Origin of the sequence: Streptomyces iconiensis, assembly GCF_028657195.3 — a bacterium.
Taxonomy (GTDB): Bacteria; Actinomycetota; Actinomycetes; order Streptomycetales; family Streptomycetaceae; genus Streptomyces; species Streptomyces iconiensis.
The window spans coordinates 234,596-260,295 of the sequence record NZ_JANCPR020000004.1 but is presented as its reverse complement, the minus strand read 5'-3'; the positions used below and the strand labels follow the sequence as shown (position 1 = coordinate 260,295).

The 25,700-nt window shown below is 71.3% G+C and carries 25 protein-coding genes and 1 pseudogene; 16 read left to right on the top strand and 10 right to left on the bottom strand.

Annotation, left to right across the window (positions count from 1 at the left end; all coding sequences use genetic code 11):
* Window positions 1-44: 44 nt before the first annotated feature.
* Window positions 45-776, bottom strand: a complete 732-nt coding sequence (locus NMN56_RS05650) for a FadR/GntR family transcriptional regulator (RefSeq protein ID WP_274039268.1) — start codon at window positions 774-776, stop codon at window positions 45-47.
* Window positions 777-974: 198 nt separating this feature from the next.
* On the opposite strand from NMN56_RS05650, the pseudogene NMN56_RS05645 reads away from it, so the two are divergent.
* From NMN56_RS05645 to NMN56_RS05635, 3 genes and pseudogenes are all read left to right on the top strand, one after another.
* Window positions 975-1,493: pseudogene (locus NMN56_RS05645) on the top strand (gluconokinase); the annotation flags it as partial.
* A 317-nt stretch (window positions 1,494-1,810) separates the two neighbouring features.
* Entirely contained in the window at window positions 1,811-3,214 is a 1,404-nt protein-coding gene (locus NMN56_RS05640; RefSeq protein WP_274039267.1) for a GntP family permease, read from the top strand.
* A 178-nt stretch (window positions 3,215-3,392) separates the two neighbouring features.
* Window positions 3,393-4,121 carry a spermidine synthase family protein gene (locus NMN56_RS05635; RefSeq protein ID WP_274039266.1) on the top strand — a complete coding sequence of 243 codons (729 nt, stop codon included), beginning with the start codon at window positions 3,393-3,395 and terminating at the stop codon, window positions 4,119-4,121.
* A gap of 51 nt (window positions 4,122-4,172) precedes the next feature.
* On the opposite strand, the gene NMN56_RS05630 is transcribed toward NMN56_RS05635, so the two are convergent.
* The 3 genes from NMN56_RS05630 to NMN56_RS05620 form a co-directional block, all read right to left on the bottom strand.
* A complete protein-coding gene (locus NMN56_RS05630) occupies window positions 4,173-4,523 on the bottom strand; it encodes a DoxX family protein (protein ID WP_274039265.1) in 351 nt (116 codons plus the stop codon).
* Window positions 4,524-4,720: 197 nt separating this feature from the next.
* Window positions 4,721-5,368 carry a CatB-related O-acetyltransferase gene (locus tag NMN56_RS05625; protein ID WP_430542474.1) on the bottom strand — a complete coding sequence of 216 codons (648 nt, stop codon included), beginning with the start codon at window positions 5,366-5,368 and terminating at the stop codon, window positions 4,721-4,723.
* A gap of 97 nt (window positions 5,369-5,465) precedes the next feature.
* Window positions 5,466-6,428: a sigma-70 family RNA polymerase sigma factor gene (locus NMN56_RS05620; RefSeq protein WP_274039263.1), complete on the bottom strand. Its 963-nt coding sequence runs from the start codon at window positions 6,426-6,428 to the stop codon at window positions 5,466-5,468.
* A gap of 70 nt (window positions 6,429-6,498) precedes the next feature.
* Here NMN56_RS05620 and NMN56_RS05615 point away from each other — a divergent pair, with 70 nt between their 5' ends.
* From NMN56_RS05615 to NMN56_RS05600, 4 genes are all read left to right on the top strand, one after another.
* A complete protein-coding gene (locus NMN56_RS05615; protein WP_274039262.1) occupies window positions 6,499-7,614 on the top strand; it encodes an oxidoreductase in 1,116 nt (371 codons plus the stop codon).
* A 65-nt stretch (window positions 7,615-7,679) separates the two neighbouring features.
* Window positions 7,680-8,210 carry a GNAT family N-acetyltransferase gene (locus NMN56_RS05610; protein ID WP_274039261.1) on the top strand — a complete coding sequence of 177 codons (531 nt, stop codon included), beginning with the start codon at window positions 7,680-7,682 and terminating at the stop codon, window positions 8,208-8,210.
* A 661-nt stretch (window positions 8,211-8,871) separates the two neighbouring features.
* Entirely contained in the window at window positions 8,872-9,345 is a 474-nt protein-coding gene (locus NMN56_RS05605) for an RNA polymerase sigma factor (RefSeq protein ID WP_274039260.1), read from the top strand.
* Between the two features lie 138 nt (window positions 9,346-9,483).
* Window positions 9,484-10,305 carry an SAM-dependent methyltransferase gene (locus NMN56_RS05600; protein WP_274039259.1) on the top strand — a complete coding sequence of 274 codons (822 nt, stop codon included), beginning with the start codon at window positions 9,484-9,486 and terminating at the stop codon, window positions 10,303-10,305.
* A gap of 108 nt (window positions 10,306-10,413) precedes the next feature.
* Here the strand turns inward: NMN56_RS05600 and NMN56_RS05595 are convergent, their stop codons facing one another.
* The 6 genes from NMN56_RS05595 to NMN56_RS05570 all read right to left on the bottom strand — a co-directional run bounded on the left by NMN56_RS05595 (window position 10,414) and on the right by NMN56_RS05570 (window position 15,551).
* The gene (locus NMN56_RS05595; protein WP_274039258.1) at window positions 10,414-11,349 is read right to left on the bottom strand and encodes a helix-turn-helix domain-containing protein; all 936 of its coding nucleotides are present in this window, start codon (window positions 11,347-11,349) and stop codon (window positions 10,414-10,416) included.
* An 88-nt stretch (window positions 11,350-11,437) separates the two neighbouring features.
* Window positions 11,438-11,677 carry a DUF397 domain-containing protein gene (locus NMN56_RS05590; protein WP_274039257.1) on the bottom strand — a complete coding sequence of 80 codons (240 nt, stop codon included), beginning with the start codon at window positions 11,675-11,677 and terminating at the stop codon, window positions 11,438-11,440.
* A 220-nt stretch (window positions 11,678-11,897) separates the two neighbouring features.
* Entirely contained in the window at window positions 11,898-13,010 is a 1,113-nt protein-coding gene (locus tag NMN56_RS05585; RefSeq protein ID WP_274039256.1) for an ABC transporter ATP-binding protein, read from the bottom strand.
* Window positions 13,007-13,468 carry a lasso peptide biosynthesis B2 protein gene (locus NMN56_RS05580; protein ID WP_274039255.1) on the bottom strand — a complete coding sequence of 154 codons (462 nt, stop codon included), beginning with the start codon at window positions 13,466-13,468 and terminating at the stop codon, window positions 13,007-13,009. Before NMN56_RS05580 ends, NMN56_RS05585 begins: the two co-directional genes overlap by 4 nt.
* Window positions 13,458-15,392, bottom strand: coding sequence for an asparagine synthase-related protein (locus tag NMN56_RS05575; protein WP_274039254.1), 1,935 nt, complete (start codon window positions 15,390-15,392; stop codon window positions 13,458-13,460). Before NMN56_RS05575 ends, NMN56_RS05580 begins: the two co-directional genes overlap by 11 nt.
* Before the next feature lie 21 nt (window positions 15,393-15,413).
* On the bottom strand, window positions 15,414-15,551 hold the full coding sequence (locus tag NMN56_RS05570) for a lasso RiPP family leader peptide-containing protein (RefSeq protein WP_274039253.1): 138 nt from the start codon (window positions 15,549-15,551) through the stop codon (window positions 15,414-15,416).
* Between the two features lie 591 nt (window positions 15,552-16,142).
* On the opposite strand from NMN56_RS05570, the gene NMN56_RS05565 reads away from it, so the two are divergent.
* The 9 genes from NMN56_RS05565 to NMN56_RS05525 all read left to right on the top strand — a co-directional run bounded on the left by NMN56_RS05565 (window position 16,143) and on the right by NMN56_RS05525 (window position 25,599).
* Complete coding sequence (locus NMN56_RS05565) at window positions 16,143-17,078, top strand: polysaccharide deacetylase family protein (RefSeq protein ID WP_274039252.1); 936 nt, start codon at window positions 16,143-16,145, stop codon at window positions 17,076-17,078.
* Window positions 17,079-17,109: 31 nt separating this feature from the next.
* A complete protein-coding gene (locus NMN56_RS05560; protein WP_274039251.1) occupies window positions 17,110-18,129 on the top strand; it encodes an HAD-IIA family hydrolase in 1,020 nt (339 codons plus the stop codon).
* A 43-nt stretch (window positions 18,130-18,172) separates the two neighbouring features.
* On the top strand, window positions 18,173-19,552 hold the full coding sequence (locus NMN56_RS05555) for a M20 metallopeptidase family protein (RefSeq protein WP_274039250.1): 1,380 nt from the start codon (window positions 18,173-18,175) through the stop codon (window positions 19,550-19,552).
* The gene (locus tag NMN56_RS05550; protein WP_274039249.1) at window positions 19,549-20,076 is read left to right on the top strand and encodes a GNAT family N-acetyltransferase; all 528 of its coding nucleotides are present in this window, start codon (window positions 19,549-19,551) and stop codon (window positions 20,074-20,076) included. Before NMN56_RS05555 ends, NMN56_RS05550 begins: the two co-directional genes overlap by 4 nt.
* A 313-nt stretch (window positions 20,077-20,389) precedes the next feature.
* The gene (locus NMN56_RS05545; protein ID WP_280842602.1) at window positions 20,390-21,427 is read left to right on the top strand and encodes a pyridoxal-phosphate dependent enzyme; all 1,038 of its coding nucleotides are present in this window, start codon (window positions 20,390-20,392) and stop codon (window positions 21,425-21,427) included.
* A complete protein-coding gene (locus NMN56_RS05540) occupies window positions 21,424-22,449 on the top strand; it encodes a diiron oxygenase (RefSeq protein ID WP_274039247.1) in 1,026 nt (341 codons plus the stop codon). Before NMN56_RS05545 ends, NMN56_RS05540 begins: the two co-directional genes overlap by 4 nt.
* Window positions 22,446-23,450 carry an ornithine cyclodeaminase gene (locus NMN56_RS05535; protein WP_274039246.1) on the top strand — a complete coding sequence of 335 codons (1,005 nt, stop codon included), beginning with the start codon at window positions 22,446-22,448 and terminating at the stop codon, window positions 23,448-23,450. The genes NMN56_RS05540 and NMN56_RS05535 overlap by 4 nt, the downstream gene beginning before the upstream one ends.
* 68 nt (window positions 23,451-23,518) lie before the next feature.
* A complete protein-coding gene (locus tag NMN56_RS05530) occupies window positions 23,519-24,502 on the top strand; it encodes an ornithine carbamoyltransferase (RefSeq protein ID WP_274039245.1) in 984 nt (327 codons plus the stop codon).
* A 158-nt stretch (window positions 24,503-24,660) separates the two neighbouring features.
* A complete protein-coding gene (locus NMN56_RS05525; protein ID WP_274039244.1) occupies window positions 24,661-25,599 on the top strand; it encodes a methyltransferase domain-containing protein in 939 nt (312 codons plus the stop codon).
* Window positions 25,600-25,700: the final 101 nt, after the last annotated feature.

The window sequence follows — 25,700 nt, the reverse complement described above, 5'->3', positions numbered from 1 at the left end:
GCCCCGGCTCGTCACCACACCTTCCCCGGTCGGTCCCGCGCCTCCTACGGGACCAGGACGTCCAGCTCGGCCATGGCGTCGAGGGTGATCGTCCGCATCGCCGCCTCGGCCCGCTCGGCGTCCCGCTCGCGTATGGCCTCCGCGACCTGGACGTGCAGCGTGACCGCCTCCTGGCGCGGGTCGCTGAACATGACCTCGTGCTCGGTGCGCCCGGTGAGCACCGCCGCGACCACGTCGCCGAGCCGCGCGAACATCTCGTTGCCCGAGGCGCGCAGGATCGCGCGGTGGAAGGCGACATCGTGCACGAGGTACTTCTCCAGCTGCCCGCCCCGCGAGGTGGCGACCATACCGAGGGCCTGCCCCGTCACCTCGGCGCACTGCTCCGGCGTCGCCAGCCCGGCGGCGAGGCGCGCCGCCACGGGTTCGACGGCGGAGCGCAGCACGGTCAGCGAGCGCAGCTGCCGCGGCCTGTCGGCACCCGCGAGGCGCCAGGTGATCACCTGCGGGTCGTAGACGTTCCACTCCTCGGCGGGCAGTACGGTCACGCCGACCCGGCGCCGCGACTCCACCAGGTGCATGGACTCCAGGACGCGCACGGCCTCGCGTACGACGGTGCGCGAGACCTCGTGCTTCTCGGCCAGCTCGTCGGTGCGCAGCACCGTGCCCGGCGGGTGTTCACCCCCGGTGATGGCGGGGCCGAGGGAGGCGAGCAGCCGCGCGTGCAGTCCCTCTCCCTGGCGGCTGCTGCGCGTAGGGCTCTCCGCCTGGCTGGCCATCTTCGCTGGTCTCCCGATTCCGCTCTTTCCGCTCCCGGTCCTGGGTACCCGGGCCCGACCTCCGGTGCGGCCAGCCTACGTGGTGACCGTCACGCTCATTACGTATGACTTTTGATGGTCCAACCATTGAATACGTGTCATCTATGAGATTGAGTGTGGGAGCACCGAGGTCGATGTGGACAGCGAGGTTTCCGAGAGATGAGTGCGGTAGGCGCAGCGCCCGTGGTGGTCGTGATGGGTGTCGCGGGCACAGGCAAGACGACGGTGGGCGAGCTGCTCGCCGAAGCGCTCGGAGTGCCGTACGCGGAGGCCGACGCCTTCCATCCGCCGGCCAACATCGCCAAGATGTCCGCCGGTGTCCCGCTCGACGACGCCGACCGCGCGCCCTGGCTCGATGCCATCGGCGCCTGGGCGCACGGCAGCTCCGGATCGGGCGGCGTCGTCAGCTGCTCGGCGCTCAAGCGGTCCTACCGCGACCGGCTGCGCGCCGAGGCCCCCGGGCTCTTCTTCCTCCACCTCGTCGGCGACCGGGCGCTCATCGCGCACCGGATGGAGCTGCGCCAGGGGCACTTCATGCCGCCCGCGCTGCTCGACTCGCAGTTCGCCTCCCTGGAGCCGCTCCAGCCGGACGAGTGCGGAACCGCCGTCCCCGTCACGGCCCGGCCCGAAGACCTCGTCAAGGAGGCACTCGGCGCACTGGCGGCCCGCGCCACAGCGCGCAAGGCAGGCACCGCCGACAGCTTCGGCACCGCCGCCACCCTGGGCAGCGCCGCCACCGCCGACACGGCTGATACCACCGGCACGATCGGCACCTCCGATACGTCCCGCACCGTCGGTGCTCCCCTCGCGGCGCACTCGCTCACGGGCGGGCACGGCGCGCAGCCGTAAGCACCGCACGTCACGTAGACCCGTCCCAGGCCCCCGACCGGGGCCCGGTCCCGGCACCCGGTCAGGGCGGCCCCCAGCCCGGACCCCAAGTCTGAAGTCCCAAGTCCCCATAGCGGTAAGCACCAGCACAAGTAAGAAGGAATCCCGTGCGACATCTCAGTGCCGAGATGCTGGCAGCAGGCCCGGAGCCGACCGACGTCATCACGTCGGCCGGGAGCGCCCAACTGGGCCTCGCCGTCCTCGTCGGTATCGCCGTCATCGTCCTGCTGATCACCAAGTGGAAGCTGCATGCCTTCCTCGCGCTGACCATCGGCTCCCTCGTCCTCGGCTCCGTCGCCGCGGCGGCGCCCGACGAGACGATCGCCAGCTTCACCAAGGGCCTGGGCGACACGGTCTCGGGCGTCGGTGTCCTCATCGCGCTCGGCGCGATCCTCGGCAAGCTGCTGGCCGACTCCGGCGGCGCCGACCAGATCGTCGACACGATCCTGGCCAGGACCAGCAAGCGCGCGATGCCCTGGGCCATGGTGCTGATCGCGGGCATCATCGGCCTGCCGCTCTTCTTCGAAGTCGGCATCGTGCTGCTGATCCCCGTGGTGCTGCTGGTCGCCAAGCGCGGCAACTACTCGCTCATGCGCATCGGCGTGCCCGCGCTCGCCGGACTCTCCGTGATGCACGGGCTGGTGCCCCCGCACCCGGGGCCGCTCGCCGCCATCGACGCGCTGGACGCCAATCTGGGTGTCACGCTCGCCTTCGGTGTGCTGATCGGCATCCCCGTCGCCATCATCGCCGGGCCGCTCTTCGCCCGTTTCGCGGGGCGCTGGGTGGATGTGCAGCCGCCCGAGGGCCTCGTACCGCAGCGGCCCTCGGAGGAGCTGGAGCGGCGCCCCCGGTTCGCGGCCACCATCGCGACCGTGCTGCTGCCCGTCGTACTGATGCTCGCCAAGGCGCTCACGGACATCCTCGTCGACAACCCGGACTCCGCTCTCCAGCGGGTCATGGACGTCGTCGGCTCGCCGCTGATCGCGCTGCTCGCCGCCGTGCTCGTCGCCATGTTCACGCTGGGCCGGGCCGCCGGCTTCCGCAAGGACCGGCTGGCCACCACCATCGAGAAGTCGCTGCTGCCGATCGCGGGCATCCTGCTGATCGTCGGCGCGGGAGGCGGGTTCAAGCAGACGCTGATCGACGTCGGCGTGGGCGACATGATCCTCGACTTCTCCAAGCACTGGAACATCTCGGCGCTGCTGCTCGGCTGGCTGATCGCCGTCGGCATCCGGCTCGCGACGGGCTCGGCGACCGTGGCCACCATCTCGGCCGCCGGGCTCGTGGCACCGCTCGCGGGAGACATGAGTACGACGCACATCGCACTGCTGGTGCTCGCCGTCGGCGCCGGCTCCCTCTTCTTCAGCCACGTCAACGACGCGGGCTTCTGGATGGTGAAGGAGTACTTCGGGATGGACGTCGGTCAGACCATCAAGACCTGGTCGGTCATGGAGACCATCATCTCCGTCGTCTCACTGCTGTTCATCCTGTTGCTGTCCCTGGTCGTCTAGCGCCCTGAGCCTCCCACCTGACGCGCCGTGATGCGACAGGTGAAGCGGCGGCGTGGATCATGGGGCGCCCCGCGAGTGAACGAGGTGTGCGGGGCGAGCGGCGAGAGTACGAACAGGAACAAGGAACAACAGCAACGTCCAGAACGGGCCGGAATCACCGGCCGGAAGACGGAGTGGCATGAGCGCGCGTTTCGAAGAGATCGACTGGAGCCCGACGCCGATGGGCGACATCAGCCTGCGGCGGCGAAGGGAACCGTCGACGGGCACCGAGGTGTACGAGGTCAAGCTCGGCGACGAGTTCCTGATGTCCAGCCTTTTCACGGCGGGCGAGGTCGCACTCTCCGAACTGGGCCTGGCCGCCGCCCAGGGCGGTGAACTGGACGTCGTGGTCGGCGGGTTGGGCCTCGGGCACACCGCTGACGCCGCCCTGGCCGACCCGCGCGTGCGCTCCCTGTGCGTGGTCGAGGCGCTCGGCGAAGTGGTCACATGGCACCGGCGTGGGCTGGTGCCGCTGGGCGACCGCCTGGCCTCCGACCCCCGGTGCCGCCTCGTCCAGGGGGACTTCTTCGCGAAGGCCACGAGCGCCGACGGCTTCGACCCCGACTCCCCCGGGCGCCGCTTCGACGCCGTACTGCTGGACATCGACCACGCACCCGAGCACGTGCTGCACCCCGACCACGCGCCCTTCTACGAGCCCGCTGGGCTGCGCGCGCTGGCCGGACAGCTGCGTCCTGGCGGGGTGTTCGCGCTGTGGTCCAACAACCCGCCGAGCGCGCCGTTCCAAGCGGTGCTCGCCGACGTGTTCGCCGAGGCGGAGGCGCACGAGGTCACCTTCGACAACCCGCTCAAGGGCGGCACCTCGGCCAACACCGTCTACGTGGCACGTGCCCGCGCCGGCACCGCGTGAGGGCGAGGAGGACGGGCGTGCGCGCGTGGCCCACCGCGTGAGAGCGGGGCCTCACCGCGTGAGAGCGAGTACCAGCGTGGCGACCGCCAGCGCGAAGTAGCCGGCGGGGAAGGCGATGTTGTAGAAGACCCGGGCCCTCGTGTGCACGGTGAGCGCGCCCACGAAGAGGGCGACGAGGCCGGCGGCTGCCGCGGTTCCGACCAGCGGAACCCCGAGCAGCCCGAGGAGCAGCCCGACGGCCGCCAGCGCCTTCAGCGCGGCCAGGGGTGTCAGCCACGAGTGCGGCACCCCCACCTCGGCCGAGTTGTTGAGGACGTACCGTACTCGCGCCTGATCGGCGGCGGCGCTCGCGGCGTTCGCGAGGATCGCCGCGATCGTGACGGCCATGTAGGCGGTGAACATGGGGAACCTCCGGGCTCTCATGAGGGGCGCGGGGTAGGCGGCCGACCACACCTCCGCCCTCCCCGCTTCCGTGGAAACCGGCGTCCCCGAACGCGTGTCTTCACGGACGCCTCCCCACAGACGTCCGCGCCGCCCGGAAGGTGACATGGGCCCGCGGTGACTGACTCCTCGATCACCGGCGCGACCAGCGGCCCGGCTCAGCCGCCGTGCGGCGCGGCCAGTTCCAGATCGTCGACGCTGCCGGACATGAGGGTGCTGACATGGGCCGTGAGGTGGTCCAGGGGCCAGTCCCACCACGCGAGCGCCAGGAGGCGGGCGACGTCCCGCTCGTCGTAACGGGTGCGGATGAGCCTGGCCGGGTTGCCGCCGACGATGCCGTAGTCGGGTACGTCGTCCACGACGACGGCGCCGGACGCGACGATCGCCCCGTGCCCGACACGCACGCCGGGCATCACCGTCGCACCGTGCCCGAACCACACGTCGTTGCCCACGACCGTGTCACCGCGCGAGGGCAGGTCGCCCAGCAGGTCGAAGTGCTCGGCCCACGAGCCGCCCATGATGGGGAACGGGAAGGTGGAGGGGCCGTCCATACGGTGGTTGGCGCCGTTCATGACGAACCGCGTCCCGGTGCCCAGCGCGCAGAACTTCCCGATGACCAGCTTCTCAGGACCGTAGTGGTAGAGGACGTTGCGGGTCTCGAACGCGGTCGGGTCATCGGGGTCGTCGTAGTACGAGAACTCCCCCACCTCGATCAGCCCCGAGGTCACCAGCGGCTTCAGGAGCACCACGCGCGGCTGCTCCGGTACGGGGTGCAGCACCGTCGGATCGGCGGGAATCAGATTCATGACGGGCATTCTGCACGCTCAGCGCGCGCCACCGCACCGGCGTTTTCGATCATGCTCCACCGCCCGGCCGGCGCCCCGCTGCCCGTCCCGCCCGGCATCATCCCTCCGAGGCCCGCTCTCCTCCCGCACCGCCAGGAGCCGCCGCGTCCGGGGCCGCGTCATCGAGGAGGACGGGGGCATCGCGGACCGGCGCGTCGAGGACCGCCAGGTCGAGCTGCCGCAGGCGTGCCGGGTCGGCGATCACGTCGTAAGCGGCGACCCGTCCGTCCGCCACCGTGACGGCGAGAACGAGCCGCAGGCGGCCGTGCGGGGCGACGACGGCGCCGACCGCGCCGTTCACCAGGGCAGGTTCCGCCGCCTTGGCACGCCCGCCGAGCACCTGCATCTCGCGCGCGACGGCGTCGGCGCCGCGTACCACCGTCTCGCGGCCCCGCGGCAGTGCCGCGCTGTCGGCGTGCCGTACGGCGTCAGGGGCCAGCACGGCGAGCAGCGCTTCGAGATCGCCGCCGCGCGAGGCGGCCAGGAACGCTTCGACGACCCGGCGCTGCTGGGCGAGTTCGGCGGCCGGTACGGCGGTGACACCGCGCACCCGGTGCCGCGCACGGCTGGCGAGCTTCTTGGTGGTGACCGGGGTGCGCTCGACGATGGGCGCGATCCGGTCGAACGGCACGGCGAACAGGTCATGCAGCACGAAGGCGACCCGCTCGGCCGGCGCCAGCCTGTCCAGCACGACGAGCAGCGCGCGGCCTACCGAGTCGACCAGTTCGGCCTCCTCTTGCGGGTCGCCGACGCCGGCCCTCTCCCGCGCATGCCACTCAAGCGGCTCCTCACCGCGTGACCTGCGCGTGCGCAGCATGTCGAGGCAGATCCTGGAGACGACCGTGCGCAGCCACGCCTCCAGGTTGTCGATGCCGTCCGACCGGGTGCGGCTCAGTCGCAGCCACGCTTCCTGTACGGCGTCGTCCGCCTCACCCGCCGAGCCCAGCATCCGGTAGGCCACGGCGCGCAGCTGCCCGCGATGTGTCTCGAACCGGTCGGCCAGCATGTCGTGCGCGTCCATCGGTCACCTTTTCTCGTCGTGCTCCGTCTGTCTCGTGGCACCGACACAGGAAGTGACAGGAAGAAGACCGATGTTCCGGCACGAACAGGGTTTCCCACAGGAACAGAGTAGCGAGTACGGCGGGCACCAGCCGCTGGTGGGCCCGGTGGACCTCGGGGACCTCCGCCTGCCCAACCGCGTGGTGATGGCCCCGCTGACCAGGGCACGCGCCACCGCCGGCGACCACCGGCCGACGGCGCTGCACGCCGCCTACTACGGGCAGCGGGCCACGGCGGGGCTGATCGTCACGGAGGGTCTGACCGTCGCCGAAGGGCTACGGGTGAGCGGAACGGCGATCGGCTCAGGCCAAGTCCCCGGCCTCTACAGCGAGCGGCAGCTCGCCGCCTGGAGCCATGTCACCGATGTCGTGCACGCCCTGGGCGGCCGTATCGTCGCCCAGCTGTGGCACACCGGGGCGCACGCGCGCTCCGCCGCGCACCGGGACACGGTCGCGCCCCGTGAGCTGTCGGCCGCGGACATCGCGCGCACGGTCGAGGAGTACGCGAAGGCCGCCGACCACGCCCGCCGCGCCGGGTTCGACGGGGTGGAGATCGCCGCCAACGGCACCTATCTGATCGCCCAGTTCCTCCATCCCCGCCTGAACCGGCGCACCGACGGCTATGGCACACGGCGCGAGCGGCTGCTCCTGGAGATCACCGACGCGGTGCAGGACGTCTGGGAGGGACGCCGCGTCGGCGTACGGCTGTCCCCGTACTGGACCCTCCGTGACCAGCCCCGCTCCCACCGCCCGCGCGGCGCGTTCCCTTGTACGGGCGACGAACGGACCCTCGCGGTCCACGACGCGCTCGTCGCCGAGTTGAACGCACGCCCGCTGGCCTATCTCCATCTGCGCGGCCCCGCACCTGCCGCGCCCGGCGCGGATCCCGATCCGGACGCCTTCGCGCGCTACCGCGGGCTCTACGACGGCCCGCTGATCGCGAACAACGGCTTCGGCCGCGAGACCGGCAACGCCGCCATCGGTGACGGCCTGGCCGACGCCGTCTCCTTCGCCCGGCACTTCATCGCCAACCCGGACCTCGTCAGCCGCTTCGCGCTCGGTCACCCGCTGGCGAGCGACGACCGCGGCACGCACTACACGGGAGGGGCTCACGGCTACACCGACTACCCGGTCTGGCCGGGGACATAGCGGTACCGGTGCGGGGTATACAGTCGAAGTCCCTTGGCCCAGGCGGCTGTTGAACGGGAGACCGCGTGATCCCCATCGGGGCCGAAACCCTGCACACCGACCGGCTGACCCTCCTCCCCCTGCTCGTCGAGCACGCCTCCGCCATGGCCGAGGTGCTGGACGACCCGGACCTGCACACCTTCACCGGCGGCACCCCGGCTTCCCCCGAGGCCCTCCGTACCCGCTACGTCCGCCTGGTCGCCGGCTCGCCCCACCCGTCCGTCAGGTGGTGCAACTGGGTCATCCGGCTCCGCGCTTCCGCCCAGCTCACCGGCACGGTCCAGGCCACCGTCACCGAGACCTTCGAGGGGTACGAGGCCGAGGTCGCCTGGGTGGTCGGCACCCCCTGGCAAGCACGCGGCATCGCCACAGAGGCAGCACGCGCCCTGGTCACCTGGCTGGAGCACGCCCCCATCCACCGCGTGGTCGCCCACATCCACCCGCGACACCACGCCTCCGCCGCCGTTGCCACCGCGGCAGGGCTCACCCCCACGCAGCGGCACCACGACGGAGAAACCAGATGGGAACGCACCCTCAACCCCCGCCGCACGGACTGACTCCGGCGACCGTGCCGGGAGCATCCGGCGGGGCATGCCCTCGGCGTAGGGGACCCGTTTTTGCATATGCACTTACAGGCAAACGGAACGCCTCACTCCAAGGGCACCCACACGAGTGGCGCCACCTCGCCCGTAGTTGACGGTGACCGCCCTTTTCCGCCCCGAAAAGCATCCTGGCTGCCGTTCGCAACGTAGCCTCATCGTTCGCCGAACGCCCGGAATTCAGCCGGTTGTTGATGAGGTTTGAGCATTCTCTTTCAACTACTCCAGTAAGGGGCCGGTCGCACGGAGGGGTACGTAGGGACCCGTGGCTGATTCCGGCATGCGAGTGGATTTGCACGGGCGTCATCCGCCGTAGCGCGCAGCCGTTTGGGGCGATAGCTTCCGAGGGCAGGAACAGAACCGGGTCGGCGCCACCGGTCCCGGGAACTCCTGCCGAAGAGGAGGACGGAGAGCCCTTCGCATTCCCAGGGGCCCCAGAAGGGCTCAGGCGCCGTACAACGGCGAGGTTCCGCGGCGCTTTCCGCGCGGGAACACGCCGGTGACAACCGCAAGCGGGCAGGTGGTCGGGCCCGCTCCTTCTGCGCCTCGACCGTGCCCCCATCGGAGCCGTGACACCGGCCCTGACACCACAGGCAACCCTCGCCGCAGGGGAGGATCCATGCGCAGCCCGTCCGAAGCGAGCCGTATCGCGACCGGCGACGACGGCGCGCGTCCCGAGTACACGGCCTTCCGGGCGCTGTACCGGGAGCGTTACCTGCGCTATGCCTTCGCACGTCTGGGACGGGACAGCGAAGTCGCCGCGCTGGTGCAGGACGTCTTCGACGACCTGGCCGTGCGCTGGCCCGAGGCACTGCGCAGCCCGAGCCCGGCCGCGCTCGCATGGGACCTGCTCACCTCGAAGCTGAGCGCCGCGGGCGGAGACGGCGCCACCGGTCTCCTGCGCGCGCGGCTTCCTGACGGGACGGCGGACGCGGTGGTGCTGTGCCGGCTGTGCGGCATGGACGTCGAGGAGGCCGCCGACGTGATGGGCATCGACGCCTCGTCCGTCACCTCACGGCTCGGCATGGCCCGGCGCACCCTCTCGGCGACGGGCGCCGAGGAGCGCGTACGGGCCAACCCGCTGTTCGGCTGAGCCGACGGTGCACGGCTGAGCCCACGCGCCCCAGGGGGCCCGCTGCGCTCAATCGTGGGCTGGCAGCCCGGGGTTGCCCCTCCCTAGCATGGTGGCCGCATCGGAGAACCGGTCACCGAGTGAGCCAAGGGGGGCCTGATGGACAGCGGGCAATTACCCACTTCCCAGGCGGACATCGACGTCACCACGCCCAGTGTGGCGCGCATGTACGACTACTACCTGGGCGGTACGGACCACTATCCGGTCGACGCCGAGGCGTGCTTACAGCTCTCCCGCGTCGCCCCGAGCACCCAGGCACTCGCGGTCAACAACCGGCGCTTCCTCCAGCGCGCGGTGCGGGTGCTGGCTGAGGAAGAGGGCGTGCGGCAGTTCCTGGACCACGGTTCGGGCCTGCCGACCCAGGACAACGTGCACCAGGTGGCGCAGCGCGTGGACCGCTCCTCCCGGGTGGTCTACGTCGACAACGACCCGATCGTGCTGGCACACGGGCGCACGCTGCTGGAGGAGAACGACGAGACCGCCGTCATCCAGGCGGACATGCGCGCGACCGATGCGATCTTCGAGCACCCCGAGACCCGGCGCCTGCTGGACCCGGAGCAGCCGACGGCCGCACTGTTCGTCTCGGTGCTGCACTGCATCCCCGACAAGGACGACCCCGGCGCTCTGGTGCGGCGCGTCGCGTCCCGGCTGGCGCCGGGCAGCTTCGTCGTCATCTGCCATCTGGTCAGCGAAAGGGCCGACATCCGGGAGGAGACGACCCGGCTGATGCTCCGGAACACGGGAGGCAACTGGGGCCGGGTGCGCGAACCACGTGAGGTGGAGCGGTACTTCGAGGGGCTGGACATCCTGGACCCCGGCCACCTGGTGGAGGTGTCCACCTGGCGGCCCGACAGCGAGCTGTCGCGGAGCCAGCGTACGGATGAGTGGATCGAGTACGGGGGAATCGGCCGCGTGCGGTGACTCCCGTCGGAGGCGGTCGCGCCAACTCCCTTATGCAGGGGGCGAGTTGGCTCGGGCGGGGACACGTGCGCCGGCTGTCTGTCAGGAGGTGGAGAGGCGCTTCTCGTGTCAGGAGACGGAGAAGCGCTTCTCGGCCGTTGCCAGCAGGTCCAGGCTCGCGCGGCGGGGCTCGGCGTACCCCTGCAAGTGCTCCATGCTTCTGCGGAAGTGCCGCACCTCACCGGACTTGGTGCGGTATTCGGCGCCGCCGACCGTCTCCAGATAGACCATCTCCTCGCTGACCCCGCGTGCCGAGAACGTCATGTAGGTGAAGGCGGAGGGCGGTGCGACGACGCCCGAGTCCAGGCGCACCACACGGATGTTCACGCCGTCCCTGTCGGCCAGGTCACGCAGGTGCCGCATCTGTTCGCGCATCACGTCCGGGCTCCCGAACCTGCGCATCAGCACGCTCTGGTCCAGTACGGCCAGGACGCGGGGAGCGTCCGCAGCGCAGAGCAGTTCCTGGCGGCGCATCCGCAGCTCCACACGCTGGCGCAGCTCGTCCTCGTTCGCCTCGGGCAGACCGGCGCGCACCAACGCGGCGGCATATCCGGGGGTTTGCAGCAGGCCGGGCACGGCGTGGGTCTCGTAGGTGCGGATGACCTGCGCCTGGGCCTCCATGCTGATCAGGCGCACCAGCCAGTCGGGCATGACGTCCTTGTACGGCTGCCACCACGCGCTGCCCCGTGCCTGCCGCAGCAGGTCGTGGATGCCGGCCAGGGTCTCCTGATCCCGCACGCCGTAGAAGTGGAGCAGGTCGTAGACATCGCGCTCGCTGGCGGGCACGATGCCGCACTCCAGCCTGCTGATCTTCGAGACGGAGGCGGCGAGGGCGCCCCTCTCCTTGACCTCGCGGATCGTCAGTCCGTGCCGCTGCCGCAGGTCACGCAGGTAGCTGCCGAGCACCCGCTGCGCGGCCACCGGGTTCTCCGTACGGCCCTGGAGGTCGAGTACCACCGAGCCTCGCTCCGACGCGCGTGCAGACCCCTCGTCCGCGGCGGACATACGCCCTCCTCATCGGGATGACAAGAAATATCAACCCTCAAGGATGGGCAGTGATTTCCGCCGGGACAAGGGGAATGCGGGTGCCCTTTCAGTCAATCACGCAGTCGAACTCACCCCGCTTGGCGGCACCGACGAATGCCACCATCTCCTCGCGCGTGTACACGAGTGCGGGGCCGTCGGGATGGCGTGAGTTCCGCATCGCCACCAGACCTTCCTCCGGCAGCCGTGCCAGCTCCACACAGTTCCCCGTAGGGCTGCTCAGGCTGGACTTCATCCATTCCACGTCCGGAATCGAGTCTCCCCGCACGCCGTTCGCGAATCGCTCCATCTTCCGCTCCTTCTCCTCGCCCTGACAGTCCCTCCGGAGCACACGCGGTGTTCGATGGCATGAACGTCCGTTCCCGTGAAGGGGTGTGGGGAACCGCGACCCACATGCAATTGCATGGCTCCGCGAATTGCGAGACTACTGACGCCGCCAGGAGAAAATGAAGTCCCCCGAAAGGGTGTTCCCTGTCCGGGAGTTCCTGACCCGCCTCGTACGGTGGGGGTCATGGCTGTTCCGGGGCGGCGGTGTCGATGCTGCGGCCGGTGTGGTGGAAGAACACGTCGTCCAGGCTGGGCGGGGTGACGGACAGCTCGTGCACGGTGATGTCGCGGGCCACCAGCGCCGCGCAGACGAGAGGAACGGTCCTGGCGCCGTCGGCGACGCGCAGGGTGAGGCCGTCGCGCCCGCCGGTCGCCGGGAGTCCGCACTCCTGAGCCAGCACGGAGACAGCGGCGGCGTTGTCGGCGGTGCGCAGGTGGATACGGTCGTCCCCGATCTCGGCCTTCAGGTCGGCCGGTGTGCCGACGGCGACGATGCGGCCGTGGTCGATGATGGCAGCGCGGTCGCAGTGCTCGGCCTCGTCGAGGTAGTGCGTGGTGATGTACAAGGTGGTGCCGGTCTGCCTGCGGAGTTGGACCAGATGGCGCCAGATGGCTGCCCGCGCGTTCGGGTCCAGGCCCGTGGAGGGCTCGTCCAGGAAGAGCACACGCGGCTGGTGCAGCAGGGAGCGGGCGATCTCCAGGCGGCGGCGCATCCCACCGGAGAGGGTGCGGACTCTGTCGCCGCGGCGGGCGGCGAGTCCGGTGAGGGTGAGGACGTCGGTGGTGCGGCTGCGGGCCTGTACGCGGGAGAGCTGGTGCAACCGTGCGTGGAGGTAGAGGTTCTGCTGGAGCGTCAGTTCGCCGTCGACGGCGGTGTGTTGCAGCAGCAGTCCGACGTGGCGGCGGACCTGTTGGGGCTGGGTGACGACATCGGCACCCGCCACCGTGGCCCGGCCGGCGCTGGGCCGGGTCAGGGCACACAGCATGGCGATGGTGGTGGTCTTGCCCGCCCCGTTGGGCCCAAGAAAGCCGAAGATCTCGCCGGGGCTGATGGTCAGGTCGATGCCGTCGACCGCCTTGTGCGTGCCGTAGGTCTTGGCCAGGCCACGGACGGTGATGGCGGCGGCCGGTGGGGTGGCCTCGATGCTGCCGGGTGCCGGTGCGTCGTCCCCGGCTGTCGGCCGGGTGCTGTCGCCGGGTGCCGGCGGCGCTTCGCCGTCGGCGCGAGGGGCCGGTCGCCGGGTGGCGGGAGCCGTGCGGTCCAGGGGCGCGGAAGCTGTGTGTTCGCTGGTCATCGCTCACCTGCCGGGGGAACATCGCCCACCGCGGGCTCCTCGCCTGCCGGAGGGACAGTGACAACGGGGGTGTAGGTCCCCGCGGACCGGGGTTCGCCGACCGGTTGTCCGCCGGCGACGACCCACGCGTGTGCGCTGAAGGGCTGGGTGCGCACACCCGTGCACCAGGTGGGCCATGTGCCGCGCAGCCGGCACAACAGCACGGTGGCCAGGGAACGCGGCAGACATCCGGAATCGGTGGCACAGCGCCGGCTGATACGGACCACGGCATCGCGGGCCGCCAGGGCCTCATCGGCGGTGGCCGGCCGTGCGCCGGTGCGTACGGCCGTCAGTACGCGGGTGATGCGGTGCGGGGAACGGGTGGCGAGCAGCCGTGCCGCCACTGCGGCGAGCGCCGCCGAGGGCCGTTGACGTAGGGGTAGTGGCCGGCGGTCGGCCAGCGTCGTGTCAAAACTCACTGCCCTCACCTCCTTCTTGTTCGTCCTTCTTGTTCGTTCTTCTTGTTCGTCCTTGCTTGTCCTTGCTCTTCCTTGGGCGTCGGGATTCGGCGGGCTCGTCGGGTTCGCCGTCCGGGGCCGCAGCCTCCACGGCGTGCAGCCACATTTCGCAGGCGAGCGTGCCGTCCAGCGGTGCTGAGGCGGCCACATCGGGGTGCGGGGTCAGCAGGGTCTGCCGCAGCGCCTCGGCGTCGACCAGGCCGTGCCGGGCCAGGCGCGAGTCCGCGAACAGGTCGAGCAGGTCGGCGCGGTACCGGCACAGGCCGTGATGGAAGTCCGCGCTGAATTCGCCCTTGGTCGTACGGCGCGCGATCCGCCGGGGAAGGATGCCGTCCATCGCCTCGGCCAGCAGGGGTTTGTACCGGCCGGGGTGGTTCCGCTCCTCCGGCCGTACCGCAAGGGCCGCCTCCAGGACCTGGTCGTCGAGGAACGGCGCGGCCAGGCGCACGCCTGCCGTCCGGGCCGACAGCCGCCCGGCCTGCCCGAGCACGCCGCCTGAGCACCGGGCCATCACCAGCACACTGTGCTGCTCCCGCCACGGAGCGAGCGGTTCCGGCGCCTCGGCGGCGCTTCGCCTGAGCAGCGTCCTGGCTGCCTGGACCGCCTCGGGGCTCGCCCACGGAGGCATCTCCAGCGGCCAGCTCCATCCCACATCGAAACCGCGCCGCGCCGGCGCAGACGTCAACTCGGCTGCGCGTACGGCCAGTTCCCGCGCCGGACTACGCCGGTCCCCCAGCGCCCGCCATACCGCCGGCCATGAACAGCCGGACATGATCCTGTGGTCCCGCACGGCACGCAGCCCCGCACCCGGCCGCCTGCGGACGAGATCGTGCAGATGGGCGTGGCCGCCGGGCCGGAACACCTCGTCCCCGCCATGACCGCCCAGATGCACCCGCGTACCGGTCCGGGCCAGGTTGCGGACCTCGTATTCCAGCCGTGCCTGATTGAGCACCCAGCCGAACGGCTCTTCCCCGTACGCGCCGTTCCGGGCCTCCGCAGGGCCCAGCCCGCCGAACACTCCCGGGCTCTCGTCCGCCGGCACGACGAGGTGCCGGCACCGTGGCAGCCGGGAAGCTGCCAGCTCGGCGAAGTCAGCGTCGTCGTTTCCCGCGTCGGCCTCCGCCATGCGGTACGTCACCACATCGGCCGATCCGCGAGCGGCCAGAAAGGCCAGGCTGGTGGAGTCCATGCCACCCGACAGGTCCGTGCTGACCGTGCCCCCGCCCGTCGTACGGACCGCGACCGCCGCCGTCAGCGCCTCCCGCACCCGCAAAGCCCCCTCGGCGAGCGGCAGTTCCGGCTCGGGCGCGTGCCACCTTCGCTTCTCCTCCGCCCGCCCTTCGCTCCCCAGCCGGAGCCAGCAGTCCGACGGCACAGCGCGTACGCCCCGCCACGGCGAGGTCTCGTGGAAGGGGAACGGCATCGCCAGTCCTGTGAGCCGCAGCGCCAGCCACTCCGGGTCCCAGGAAGCCCCCGTCAGCCGCGCCAGTACGTCCGCGCGGTCGCACGCCACGTGCACGCCCGCCACCCGCGCGGAGAACACCCGGCGCACGGCTGCCAGGGTGCCCTGCACCCTCACCTGTCCCCCCACGGAGGCCACCAGGTGGAAACAGCCCGGCACCTGCTCCCCCAGAGCGCCTGCCTGCTCCACCGACTCCACCTCGGCCAGGCGCCGCCGCAGCACGGAGGTGGCGGCCGACCACTCGCCGACCACCACCAGGCGGGCCCCGCCCGCGCTCACGGTCCCGACCGCCTCATCCGGCCAGTCGCCCACGATCCACGGCCGTCCTGAGGCGTGCTCGATCATCCGTGAGGCGAGCGGGCGCAGCGCGCCGGCCGCCGCGGAAGACGCCTCACCGTCCGGGAGAACGGCGAACCACTCCACGCCCGCTACCTCGCTGACAGCTCAGTGGTGCCAGGAGCGGAAGTAGCGGTCCCTCATGGGGCCGACCGGCGGACCCAGAGTCACCTCCGCGAACTCTCCCGCCTCCAGCATCGCCGGCGGCTCGTACACCTCTACCTCGACCGTCTCGTGCTTCTCCATGGGAACTCTCCTTTGTCCGGAGTACGTGGGAACAATGTGCTGCCCCCACCGGGCTGACTACAGAATGACCGAGCTTCTGGATCCGTTCGGGAGTACATATCTCAAACCACCCCAAGGAACTCTCACGAAGCACTGAGGGAATGCGACCGCACCATGGGCGGCCGGGGCCAAGGGGCTGTGTGTGCGAGGGCATTGGGGGCCATACACAGGGGTGCTCCGGCCGCATTCCGTACCCATTCGGCAAGGGAATGCACGGAATCCAGTCGGCAACGGAAGGGAGTTGCCAGCACCGGGCAACACGGTGCCGGCCCTCCACCGCGGTCCCCGGCATGACCCGTTACCGCCCGAAGCTGCCTCTTACCGTCCGAAGCTGTCTCCGAGACGGCGTACGCCCCTTGTGAGCGAGGCCCTTGGGTTTCCCCGCATTCTGTCCAGTTCGCGCTCCTGCCCGGGCCGGTGCGGCGCTGTCACCATGACCGGGGCAGGCAGTCGTCGCTGGAAGGCCGGCTCAAGGCAGTAGGCACAGGGCAGTCGGAACGGGCCAGTAGGCACAGGACAGTCGGCGCGGGACAGTCGTCGTGAGGAGTGGAGATGGAGCCTCCCGGAGCACAGCGCTACTCGAACGCCTCGCAGGAGCGGCTCCCTTGGCAGTGGGAGGAACACGAGTGGCGCCGGCACGTGGAGCGCGCACGTGCCGGGCGCAGCCTCAAGCCGGCCGGGTGGCCGCACGGCGCCAGGGCCGCCGTGGCGCTCTCGTTCGACCCGGACCACGAGACGATCCCGCTGCGTGACGCCGAGACGAGGCCGGGCAAGCTCTCACAGGGCGAGTACGGAGCCCGGGTGGGCGTGCCGCGCATCCTCGCGCTGCTGGAGCGGCACTCCGTCCCGGCGACCTTCTTCATGCCCGCCGTCTGCGCGCTGCTGCGCCCCGAGGAGGCGCGCGGCTACACCGACCGGGGACACGAGGTGGGCATACACGGCTGGATCCATGAGCGGAACATGCTGCTGGAGGCCAAGGACGAGCGGGAGTTGACGTTCCGCTGCGCCGACACGCTCGAACGCCTCTCGGGGCAGCGCCCGCAGGGCATCCGTACTCCTTCGTGGGACTTCAGCGACCACACCCTGGAGATCATCCAGGAGTTGGGGCTCCTGTACGACTCCTCGCTGATGGCGGACGACGACCCGTACGAGGTGCTGGCCGACGGGGTGCGGACGGGGCTCGTCGAGTTGCCGCCCGAGTGGATACGCGACGACGCGGTCTACTTCACGATGGACCGGTACACCGATGTGCGCCCCTACGCCGTTCCCCGGCAGGTGGCGAGCATCTGGCGCGACGAGTTCGACGCGGCGTACGTGGAGGGCGGGCTGTTCCAGATGACGATGCATCCACATGTGATCGGCCACCGCTCACGGATGGTCGTTCTGGAAGACCTCCTGGAACACATCGGGCGCCACGAAGGCGTCTGGTACGCGACGCACGCGCAGGTGGCGGCGTACGTCAAGGAGCAGGCGGGGCTGGGAGGTTGAGGGGCGGAGCCGTGCCGGGACGGCGGCGGACATGACGCGCGGCTCCCCCGCGCCGGAAGGCGGCCTTCCGCTGGCGCAGCGGTACGACGCCGCTCTCGTGGACCTCGACGGTGTCGTCTACGTGGGGCCGCATGCCGTGGATCACGCGGTGGACTCACTGGCCGGGGCACGCCGCCGCGGAATGCGCCTGGTCTACGTCACGAACAACGCTTTCGGCGCCCCCGGCACCGTTGCCGCGCGGTTGCGGAAGCTCGGCGTGCCGGCCGAGGAGAAGGACGTCGTGACCTCGGCGCAGACCGCGGCGCGGCTCGCCGCCGAGCGCTGTGGCCCCGGAGCCCCCGTGCTGGTCATCGGCGGCGAAGCCCTCATGGCCGCCGTCCGGGCCCGGGGGCTCGAACCGGTCGGTTCCGTCGACGACGGACCCGTCTGTGTGATCCAGGGCTTCGCGCCGACGGTCGCCTGGCGCGACCTCGCCGAAGCGGCGTACGCCGTCGCGCGCGGGGCTTCCTGGATCGTCACCAACGCGGACCGTACGGCCCCCACCGCCAGGGGCACGGCACCGGGCAACGGCACCCTCGCCGATGTGGTCGGCGCCGCCACGGGGGTGGTACCCACGGTGGCGGGCAAGCCGTCGGCCGCGCTTCCGCGCGAGGGTGCGGCGCGTACTGGCGCCCGGCGTCCGCTGATGGTCGGTGACCGGCTGGACACCGACATCCGGGCGGCACACCACGCCGGTTACGACAGCCTGCTGGTCCTCACCGGGACGACCACGCCGCAGGACCTGCTGTGCGCGCCCGCACCGTGCCGCCCCACCCATCTGGCCGCCGACCTGCGGGGGTTGCTGGCGCCCGCCCGTGAGGTGGCCCGGCGTACGGGCGGGTACGCGTGCGGCGGCTGGGTCGCCCGGGTCCAGCAGGGCGAACTGGCGCTGGACGGGCGGGGCGACGCGTGCGACGCGCTGTGGGCCGCCTGCGCCGCCACCTGGTCGGCCGCCACCCCGCCGGGAACGCTGCGGGCGCTGGCCGGCCTCGCGTCCGCCGCACGGTCGTGAGCCGCCAGGACCCGAGCCTTACGCGCTGAAAGGAGCCCGCACCATGCACTCCACGGACCGCGCGAGCGCTGAGCCCGCCTCCACTCCGTCCCGGGCCGCCGCTCCCCCGCTCGCTGCTCCTCCTTCCGCTGCTCCCCTTTCCAGTGCTTCCCCATCCGGTGCTTCCGCGCCCGGCGCGCCCCCGGCGGCGCAAGGGGCCGGCGCGCTCCTGGAGGAGGCCGGGCGGTACGCGGCCGACGCCGTCGCGCTGCGCCGGGTCCTGCACGCAGGGCCGGAGGTCGGCCTCCAGGTGCCGGAGACACAGCGGCGCGTCCTGCACGCCCTGGACGGCCTGGGCCTGGACATCCGTACGGGGGAACGGCTCACTTCGGTGACCGGCGTCCTGCGCGGGGCACGGGAAGGGCCCACTCTGCTGCTGCGTGCGGACATGGACGCGCTGCCCGTGCACGAGGCGACGGAGCGGGAGTTCGCCTCGCGCTTCCCCGGCGTGATGCACGCCTGCGGCCATGACGCGCACATGGCCATGCTGGTGGGAGCCGCGCGGCTGCTCGCGGCACGCAGGGAGGAGATCGCGGGACAGGTGGTCTTCATGTTCCAGCCCGGCGAGGAGGGCTGCCACGGAGCCCGTTACATGATCGACGAGGGCGTGCTCGCGGGAAGCGGCCCGGACGGCGGCGAGGGGCGGCCGGTCGATGCCGCTTTCGCACTGCATGTGATGCCGGGCCTGCCCAGCGGCACGCTCCATCTGCGGCCCGGCCCGCAGATGGCGGCCTCCGACAAGTTCCGCATCGTGGTCAGGGGGCGGGGCGGGCACGCCTCGGCGCCGCACGGCGCGGCCGATCCCGTGCCGGCTGCCTGTGAACTCGTGCTGGCCCTCCAGTCCGCTGTGACCAGGAGGATCCCGGCGACCGAGCCGGCGGTGCTCACGGTCAGCGGCCTGAGCGCCGGTTCGCTGCCCGGTGTCATCCCGGAGACGGTGGACCTCACCGGCACCATGCGGACGCTCTCCGCGGGCACCCGCGAGGTGCTGCACGCGCTGCTCTCCCAAGTGGCCCACGGCGTCGCCTCGGCGCACGGCGTACGGGCCGAGGTCTCCATCGGGCCCGGATATCCTCCGACGGTCAACGACGCCGGGTTCACCGGGTTCGTGCTCCGCGCGGCGGCCGAGGCGCTCGGTCCCGGCAGCGTCCAGGTGCTGCCCGAACCGGGAATGACCGCCGAGGACTTCTCGTACGTGCTCGCCGAGGTCCCCGGCGCGCTGGCCTTCCTCGGAGCCTGTCCGCCAGGGCTGGCCCCCGAGCGGGCTCCGGCCCTGCACTCCAGCCGCTGCGACATCGACGAGGGAGCCCTCGCGGCCGGTATCGCCTGCCACGCCGCCGTTGCCCTGGGCCATCTCTCCGGCCGCGCGGAGGCCGCACCGTGAACGGCGTACGCATCCGGCAGGCCGGGCCCGAGGAACTGGACCGGGTGGTCGAGCTGTGGCTGGAGGCGCGGCAGTGGCTGGCCTCGCGCGGCAGCGAGCAGTGGCAGTACCCGCCGCGGCGGGAGCGGATGGCCGCGGCCGTCCAGGAGGGTGAGTGTCATCTCGCCTTCGTGGGCGGCAGGTTGGCCGGGTCCGTCACACTCCAGGAGAAGGGCGACCCCGAGTGGTGGGCGGCGGACGAGCCCGCCTCGGCGCTGTACGTGCACGATCTGATGGTCCGCAGGGACTTCGCCGGGCAGCGGCTCGGCGGCCGGCTGCTGGACTGGTCGGGCGAGGTGGCGGGAGGGCAGGGCAAGCCCTGGCTGCGGCTTGAGGCGTGGAAGAACAACCGCGCGCTGCACCGCTACTACCTCGACCAGGGCTTCGCGCTGCTGCGGATCGTCGACCTGCCGCACCGCAATTCCGGCGCCCTCTTCCAGCGGCGCTCCGCGCCACTCCTGAGGCCCGACGACACCTCTGTGTGAATACCCGACTCCTCAGCCGTCACATTCACCACGGAAATACCACGCCACTCATGCCTGCCACCCTCACAGGACAAGGAGATAACGACAGAATTTGCTTGCGTGTGGCCAGAACTTGCCCTTGTGGGCCCTGGAACGAAAATCTAACGTTCGTAAAGTGACCCGACGGCTGTGCGGTTTACCGGAAACAGGCCCGGACAGCGTGACGCGCCATGAAGATCCCGAAACGGAACCAGCTGAAAACCCCACGCGCAACGCCACAGCGGGACACCCGATCCGTGGAGTTTCCTTGTTGCAGACCCCCCACACTCAGGCCGTGCAGCTGGAAAACAATGTCACGCATATGCCGCCTACACCTGTCATTTCCCTGCGGCTGTTCGTCGAAGGGATCGAGCGCACACTATGGCTCAAGCTGGAGTCCTACAGCCCTTATGGCTCGATCAAAGGCCGCACCGCGCTGGGCCTGTGGCGCGATGTCGCGGAACGAGTGGATCCGGACGTGGGAATCATCGAATCCACCTCCGGAAATCTCGGCCTGGCCCTGGCCGCGCTGACGGCGGCGCACCGGGTCCCGTTCACCGCTGTGATGGACCCGCGCACCAGCGCCTCCGTACTGCGCTCGGTGCAGGCGCTGGGCGCCCGGGTGGTGACGGTCGACCAACCGGACGGCGCGGGCGGCTACTTGCTCAACAGACTGGCGTACATCGAGCAGCGCACCGACGAGGACGCCCGCCTGGTGTGGCCGAACCAGTACGCGAACCCGGCCAACCCGGGCGTACACGCCCGCTGGACGGCGCCCGAACTGCACGCGCAGGTGCCCACCGACCCGCTGTGCGTACTCATCGCCGTCTCCACGGGGGGCACGCTCACCGGCTTCCGCAACTTCACAGCGGACTCCGGCTGCGGCTGGGAGCTGGTCGGTGTCGACCTCGTGGGCTCGGCCGCGCTCGGCGGCTCGACAGGTCCCCGTGTGCTGTCCGGCATCGGCGCGAGCAGACGCTCGCGCTATCTGCCCCACGGTTTCAACCCGGCGGTGCGCGTCACCTCGCAGGAGGCGGTCAGTACGTGCCTGTGGCTCCTGCGCACGACGGGAATCGCCCTGGGGTCGAGCGCGGGAGCGCTGGTGGCCAGCGCGTTACGGCTCTTCAGAGAGGTGCCGCACCGGGTCGACGCCGCCTGCGTCTGCCCTGACGGCGCCGACCGCTACACCGACACGATCTACTCCCCCGAGTGGCGGCGGCACAACGGTGTGACCGAGATCGAGGTGGCGGACGGAGTCCGGGTCATCTCCCCGGTGTGCTCGGCCCCCGAGATCGCCACGGTGGGCGCTCCCGCCGGTAAGGCCGAGCCGTGACTCCCCCGCAGGACGCCCGCGACTGGTACACCAAGGCCGGAGTGCGCGGAACGCCCAGAAGGCAACTGCACGGCGAACTGGAAACCGGCCGGCTCTTCTTCCCGCCCGCCCTGATCCCGTACAGCGCGCACCCGGTGGTCCTGGCCCTGCCCGAGGGGCGCAGGGAAGAGCTGTTCGCACGTCATCTCTTCCAATACCTCAACTTCACCGCGCAGTTCGAGACGCGGGTGGTCAACAGGGCGACCGAACGCATCGCGGGAGGGCGCAGCGGGCTCCAGCTGCCGCCGGCGGTACGCCTGGACGCGTACCGCATCTACTGCGACGAGGGCTACCACTCGCTCTACAGCTTCGACGTCATCCAACAGGTGTCCCGCGCCTCGGGCTTCGCCCCGCTGGACTACGACTTCGCCCCGTTCCTGGAACACCTTGACGGCCTCGGCGCCCAGGCGCTGCACGGGGACGGCGCGCTCGCGCAGCTGCTCCAGGTGGTGGTGTTCGAAACGCTCGTCACCTCGATCCTCAACGACGTGCCCCGGGACGGCAGGGTCCTCACCGTCGTACGTGACATCGTGCGCGACCACGCGCGGGACGAGGGCTGGCACCACGTGTTCTTCTCCCGCCTCTTCCGCGAGCTGTGGACCGGGCTGCCCGACTCCCTGCGGGTGCGGGTCGCCGGCTGTCTGCCGGAGCTGGTCCGCTCCAGTCTGCTGCCCGACCTGCGCCCCGTACGCGCCGCGCTGGCCGCCGCCGGAGTGCCTGCGCACCTCGTCGAGGAAGTCGTGCACGACGCGTATCCCAGGGCGGGCGTCGACACGGGCATCCGGGCAGCGGCGCGGCACGCGGTTCGGCTGTTCGACGAGGTGGGGGTGCTCGACGTACCGGGCGGACGGGACGCGTTCGGGGCCGCCAGGCTGCTGCCCGAGGGACCGGCCGGGGAAGGCCGGTCCCCAGCACCGGAACCGCAGGAGGCACAGGAAGCACAGGAGGCCACGGGGCACGAGTGGGAGGAGCAGGACGGGTGACCGAACAGCTGACGTTCCTCGACCGCGCGACCGTGCTGGACTGCGCGGCGGAGGTCGACCTCTGCGGCGTGGTCGAGGACACCCTGCGCTCGCACGCCCGCGGCTCCGTGGTCCTCCCCGCCGAGGGGTATCTGCCGTGGACCAACGACGCGGGCGCGTACTGCCGTTCGCTGGCCATGCTCGGAGCCGTCGAAGGACCCGACGGTGGCACCGTACGGGGCGTGAAGATCATCAACGCCGCCACCAGCAACCCCCAGCTCGGCAGGGAGCGGGCCGCCGGGCTCTGCGTGCTCTTCGACCACGACACCGCACGGCCGCTCGTACTCGCCGAGGCCGGCTGGCTCAGCGCTGCCCGTACGGCCGCTTACACCATGGTCAGCCTGCGCCACCTGGGGCCGCGCGCCTGGGATGCCCTGACGGTGATCGGCTGCGGAACGCTGGCACGCATCCATGTCGAGCTGCTGCGTACGGCCTTCCCCGAGGTGCGGACGGTACATCTCTACGATCAACTCCCCGAGCGCTCCAAGGAGTTGGCCGAGGAGCTGCGCCGCAGCCGCCCTGAGCTGTCGGTGCGTCTCGCGCCGGAGGCGCGTACGGCGGTGGAGTCTGCTCCCGTGCTGGTGACGACCACCACCACGGCGGAGGGCTACGTTCCGGCGGCGTGGCTGGCGCCGGGCAGCTTCGTCGCGCACGTGTCGCTCGCCGATCTGCTGCCGGACGCGTTCGAGACAGCGGAGAAGCTGTACGTCGACGACGTGGAGCTGGTCGCCGACAATCCGCGCCGGATCCTGGGCGGCCTGCTCGGCCAGGGACGGATCGCGCGCGCGTCCCTCAGCACGCTCGGCGAAGTGCTCACGGGACGGGCACCCGCCGTGCGCCCCGGCGCCGGACACGTCATCAGCAATCCGTTCGGGATGGCGATCCTGGACGTGGCCCTGCTGGGCGCCGTCCACGAGGTGGCCGCACGCCGCCAACTCGGCCGCACGCTCACGCTCTTCTAGCGGCGCCGCCTTCGCGCGGCGCCCCCGCCATGGCACCACGACTGTCCGTCCTCCCGAGAGAGGCGCAGATGGAACGTTCCTCAGCACAGCAGGAAGCCACCACAGGACGGCAGGAACACGCCACGGAACCCGGGCTGTTCTCCCTCGGCGAGCTGGAGCCCGCAGCTCTGCGAAGACTGACGGAGCGCTCCGTCGAACTGTTCCACGACCGGCGCGCGCACGAGTACCCGCTGCGGGGCCAGGCCGTCGGTGTCCTGTTCACCCGCACCTCCACCAGGACCCGCACGGCCTTCACGGTGGGCACGCTGCGGCTGGGCGGGTCCCCCGTCACCTACGGTCCGGACGATCTGCAGCTCAACACCGGTGAGTCGGTGGGCGACACCGGGCGGGTGCTCGGGGCCATGCTGGACGCCCTGGTGGCCCGTACGGCGGGGCCCGTCGCCGAGCTGCGGCAGCTCGCGCACGCGGGCGGGCAGCCCGTGATCAACGCGATGTCGGCCGAGGAGCACCCGACCCAGGGCCTGTGCGACCTCGCGACGCTCACCCTGGCCTTCGGCGACCTCGGCGGGCTGCGCCTCCTGTACGTCGGCGAGGGGAACAACACCGCCGTCGCGCTGGCGCACGGGCTGTCGGCGGTACCTGACGCACGGGTCACCTTCGCCGTACCTGCCGGATACGGGCTGCCGCCCGGGGAGTTGGCCGCGGCGCGGCGGCGCGCGAAGGCGACCGGAGCACGGCTGGACGAGGTCCACGCGCTCACCGAAGCGCCGGCCGAGGTCGACGTCGTCTACACCACGCGGTGGCAGACCACGGGTACCTCGAAGCCGGACCCGGCGTGGCGGGAGGCGTTCCGCCCGTTCCATGTGGGCGCCGCGCTGATGCGGAGCCGGCCCGGAGCCCGCTTCCTGCACGACCTCCCCGCACACCGGGGCGACGAGGTCGCCGGAGAGGTGCTCGACGGGCCCGGATCGCTGGCCTGGACACAGGCAGCGATGAAACTGCCCAGCGCCATGGCCGTACTGGAGGAGTGGGCGGGCGCAGCACCCGGCTGAGAACGCGGCCTGCCTTCCGCTTCCCGTACCTCTGCCCCCTCTACTGCCCTCCGCTCCCCCTCTCCTCCCTCTCCTCTCCCCCTCCTCCGTCCCCGCGTCACGGGGCCTCCGCCGGCGGGGCGTGGCACGGCGGCCCTCCCGTCCCGAAATGAGGTTTCATGCCGGACTACACCTACGTCTCCCGCTACAGCCATCTCACGACGGAAGACCTCGTGCCTCCCGGCGTGCCCGGGATCTTCTTCGAACCGGCGGACACGGAGATCGGGGTCTGGGTGGTGCGCGATCTGCTGCCCGACGGCGGCGGAAGCGTGCTGGACCTGGGGTCGGGCAGCGGTGCAGCCGCCGCCGCCATGGCACGTGCCGGCGCCGCACGCGTACACGGCATCGACGCGAGCACGGCGAGCGTCGAGTGGGCGCGGCGGCACCACGCCAGGCACTCGCGTACCTGCCGGGTCACCTTCGCGCTGGGGGACTTCGCCCTGCTGGGCCCGGAGGAACTGCTCGCCACCGCCGAGGGGCCGCTGCCCGAACCGCTGATCGTCACCAGCAACCCGCCCTATGTGCCCCTCGCACCGGAGGCCGCGGCACTGCGCAGATCCATCAGCGGGGGCCCCGACGGGCTGAAGTGGGCAGCGCCGATCGTCGGGCACGCCCAGGCCCTCGGCACCGATCTCGGCTTCACCTTCGGCAGTTACTCCAGTCCCGCACACGCGGTGGGCCTGCTCCAGGACGCCGGGTACGAGGTGGTCGCCGTGACCCTGTGCCCGCTGCCTCTGGGCGACTTCACGCGGGAACACCCGGAGCAGATGGAGAAGTTGGTCGCGCGGGGCGAGGCCGTGCTGTGGGACGAGGCTCCCGTGGCACCGGGCTACTTCATCGTCGGCCTCGCCTGCCGCAGGAGAGCCTCGCCGCACGGGAACGGCCCGCCGGACGAGAAGAGCACGCTCTCAGGTGAGTCCCTCATGGAGCTGCTGCGCGTGGCCGCCACGTCCAGGACGACCCGGCTGGAGGCCCTGGACACCACGGCTGACGACCTGTGGCCCGGCTCTGTCCGGGTCTTCGACCCTCCGGTGCCCGAGGAGCGCCACCACTGGTGACCGTCATGGCCCCACGCACCCGAGATGACTCAGGCAACCCGGACCGACACGACACAGGCCGGCACGGACCGGCTGACAGACGACCCGAGCAGAGATGAGGC

Bases quoted from the DNA above. Each gene is read 5' to 3' on its own strand.
- NMN56_RS05650 (WP_274039268.1), bottom strand. From the start codon at position 776: ATGGCCAGCCAGGCGGAGAGCCCTACGCGCAGCAGCCGCCAGGGAGAG.
- NMN56_RS05635 (WP_274039266.1), top strand. From the start codon at position 3,393: ATGAGCGCGCGTTTCGAAGAGATCGACTGGAGCCCGACGCCGATGGGC.
- NMN56_RS05630 (WP_274039265.1), bottom strand. From the start codon at position 4,523: ATGTTCACCGCCTACATGGCCGTCACGATCGCGGCGATCCTCGCGAAC.
- NMN56_RS05625 (WP_430542474.1), bottom strand. From the start codon at position 5,368: ATGAATCTGATTCCCGCCGATCCGACGGTGCTGCACCCCGTACCGGAG.
- NMN56_RS05620 (WP_274039263.1), bottom strand. From the start codon at position 6,428: ATGGACGCGCACGACATGCTGGCCGACCGGTTCGAGACACATCGCGGG.
- NMN56_RS05615 (WP_274039262.1), top strand. From the start codon at position 6,499: ATGTTCCGGCACGAACAGGGTTTCCCACAGGAACAGAGTAGCGAGTAC.
- NMN56_RS05605 (WP_274039260.1), top strand. From the start codon at position 8,872: ATGCGCAGCCCGTCCGAAGCGAGCCGTATCGCGACCGGCGACGACGGC.
- NMN56_RS05600 (WP_274039259.1), top strand. From the start codon at position 9,484: ATGGACAGCGGGCAATTACCCACTTCCCAGGCGGACATCGACGTCACC.
- NMN56_RS05595 (WP_274039258.1), bottom strand. From the start codon at position 11,349: ATGTCCGCCGCGGACGAGGGGTCTGCACGCGCGTCGGAGCGAGGCTCG.
- NMN56_RS05590 (WP_274039257.1), bottom strand. From the start codon at position 11,677: ATGGAGCGATTCGCGAACGGCGTGCGGGGAGACTCGATTCCGGACGTG.
- NMN56_RS05585 (WP_274039256.1), bottom strand. From the start codon at position 13,010: ATGACCAGCGAACACACAGCTTCCGCGCCCCTGGACCGCACGGCTCCC.
- NMN56_RS05570 (WP_274039253.1), bottom strand. From the start codon at position 15,551: ATGGAGAAGCACGAGACGGTCGAGGTAGAGGTGTACGAGCCGCCGGCG.
- NMN56_RS05565 (WP_274039252.1), top strand. From the start codon at position 16,143: ATGGAGCCTCCCGGAGCACAGCGCTACTCGAACGCCTCGCAGGAGCGG.
- NMN56_RS05560 (WP_274039251.1), top strand. From the start codon at position 17,110: ATGACGCGCGGCTCCCCCGCGCCGGAAGGCGGCCTTCCGCTGGCGCAG.
- NMN56_RS05555 (WP_274039250.1), top strand. From the start codon at position 18,173: ATGCACTCCACGGACCGCGCGAGCGCTGAGCCCGCCTCCACTCCGTCC.
- NMN56_RS05530 (WP_274039245.1), top strand. From the start codon at position 23,519: ATGGAACGTTCCTCAGCACAGCAGGAAGCCACCACAGGACGGCAGGAA.
- NMN56_RS05525 (WP_274039244.1), top strand. From the start codon at position 24,661: ATGCCGGACTACACCTACGTCTCCCGCTACAGCCATCTCACGACGGAA.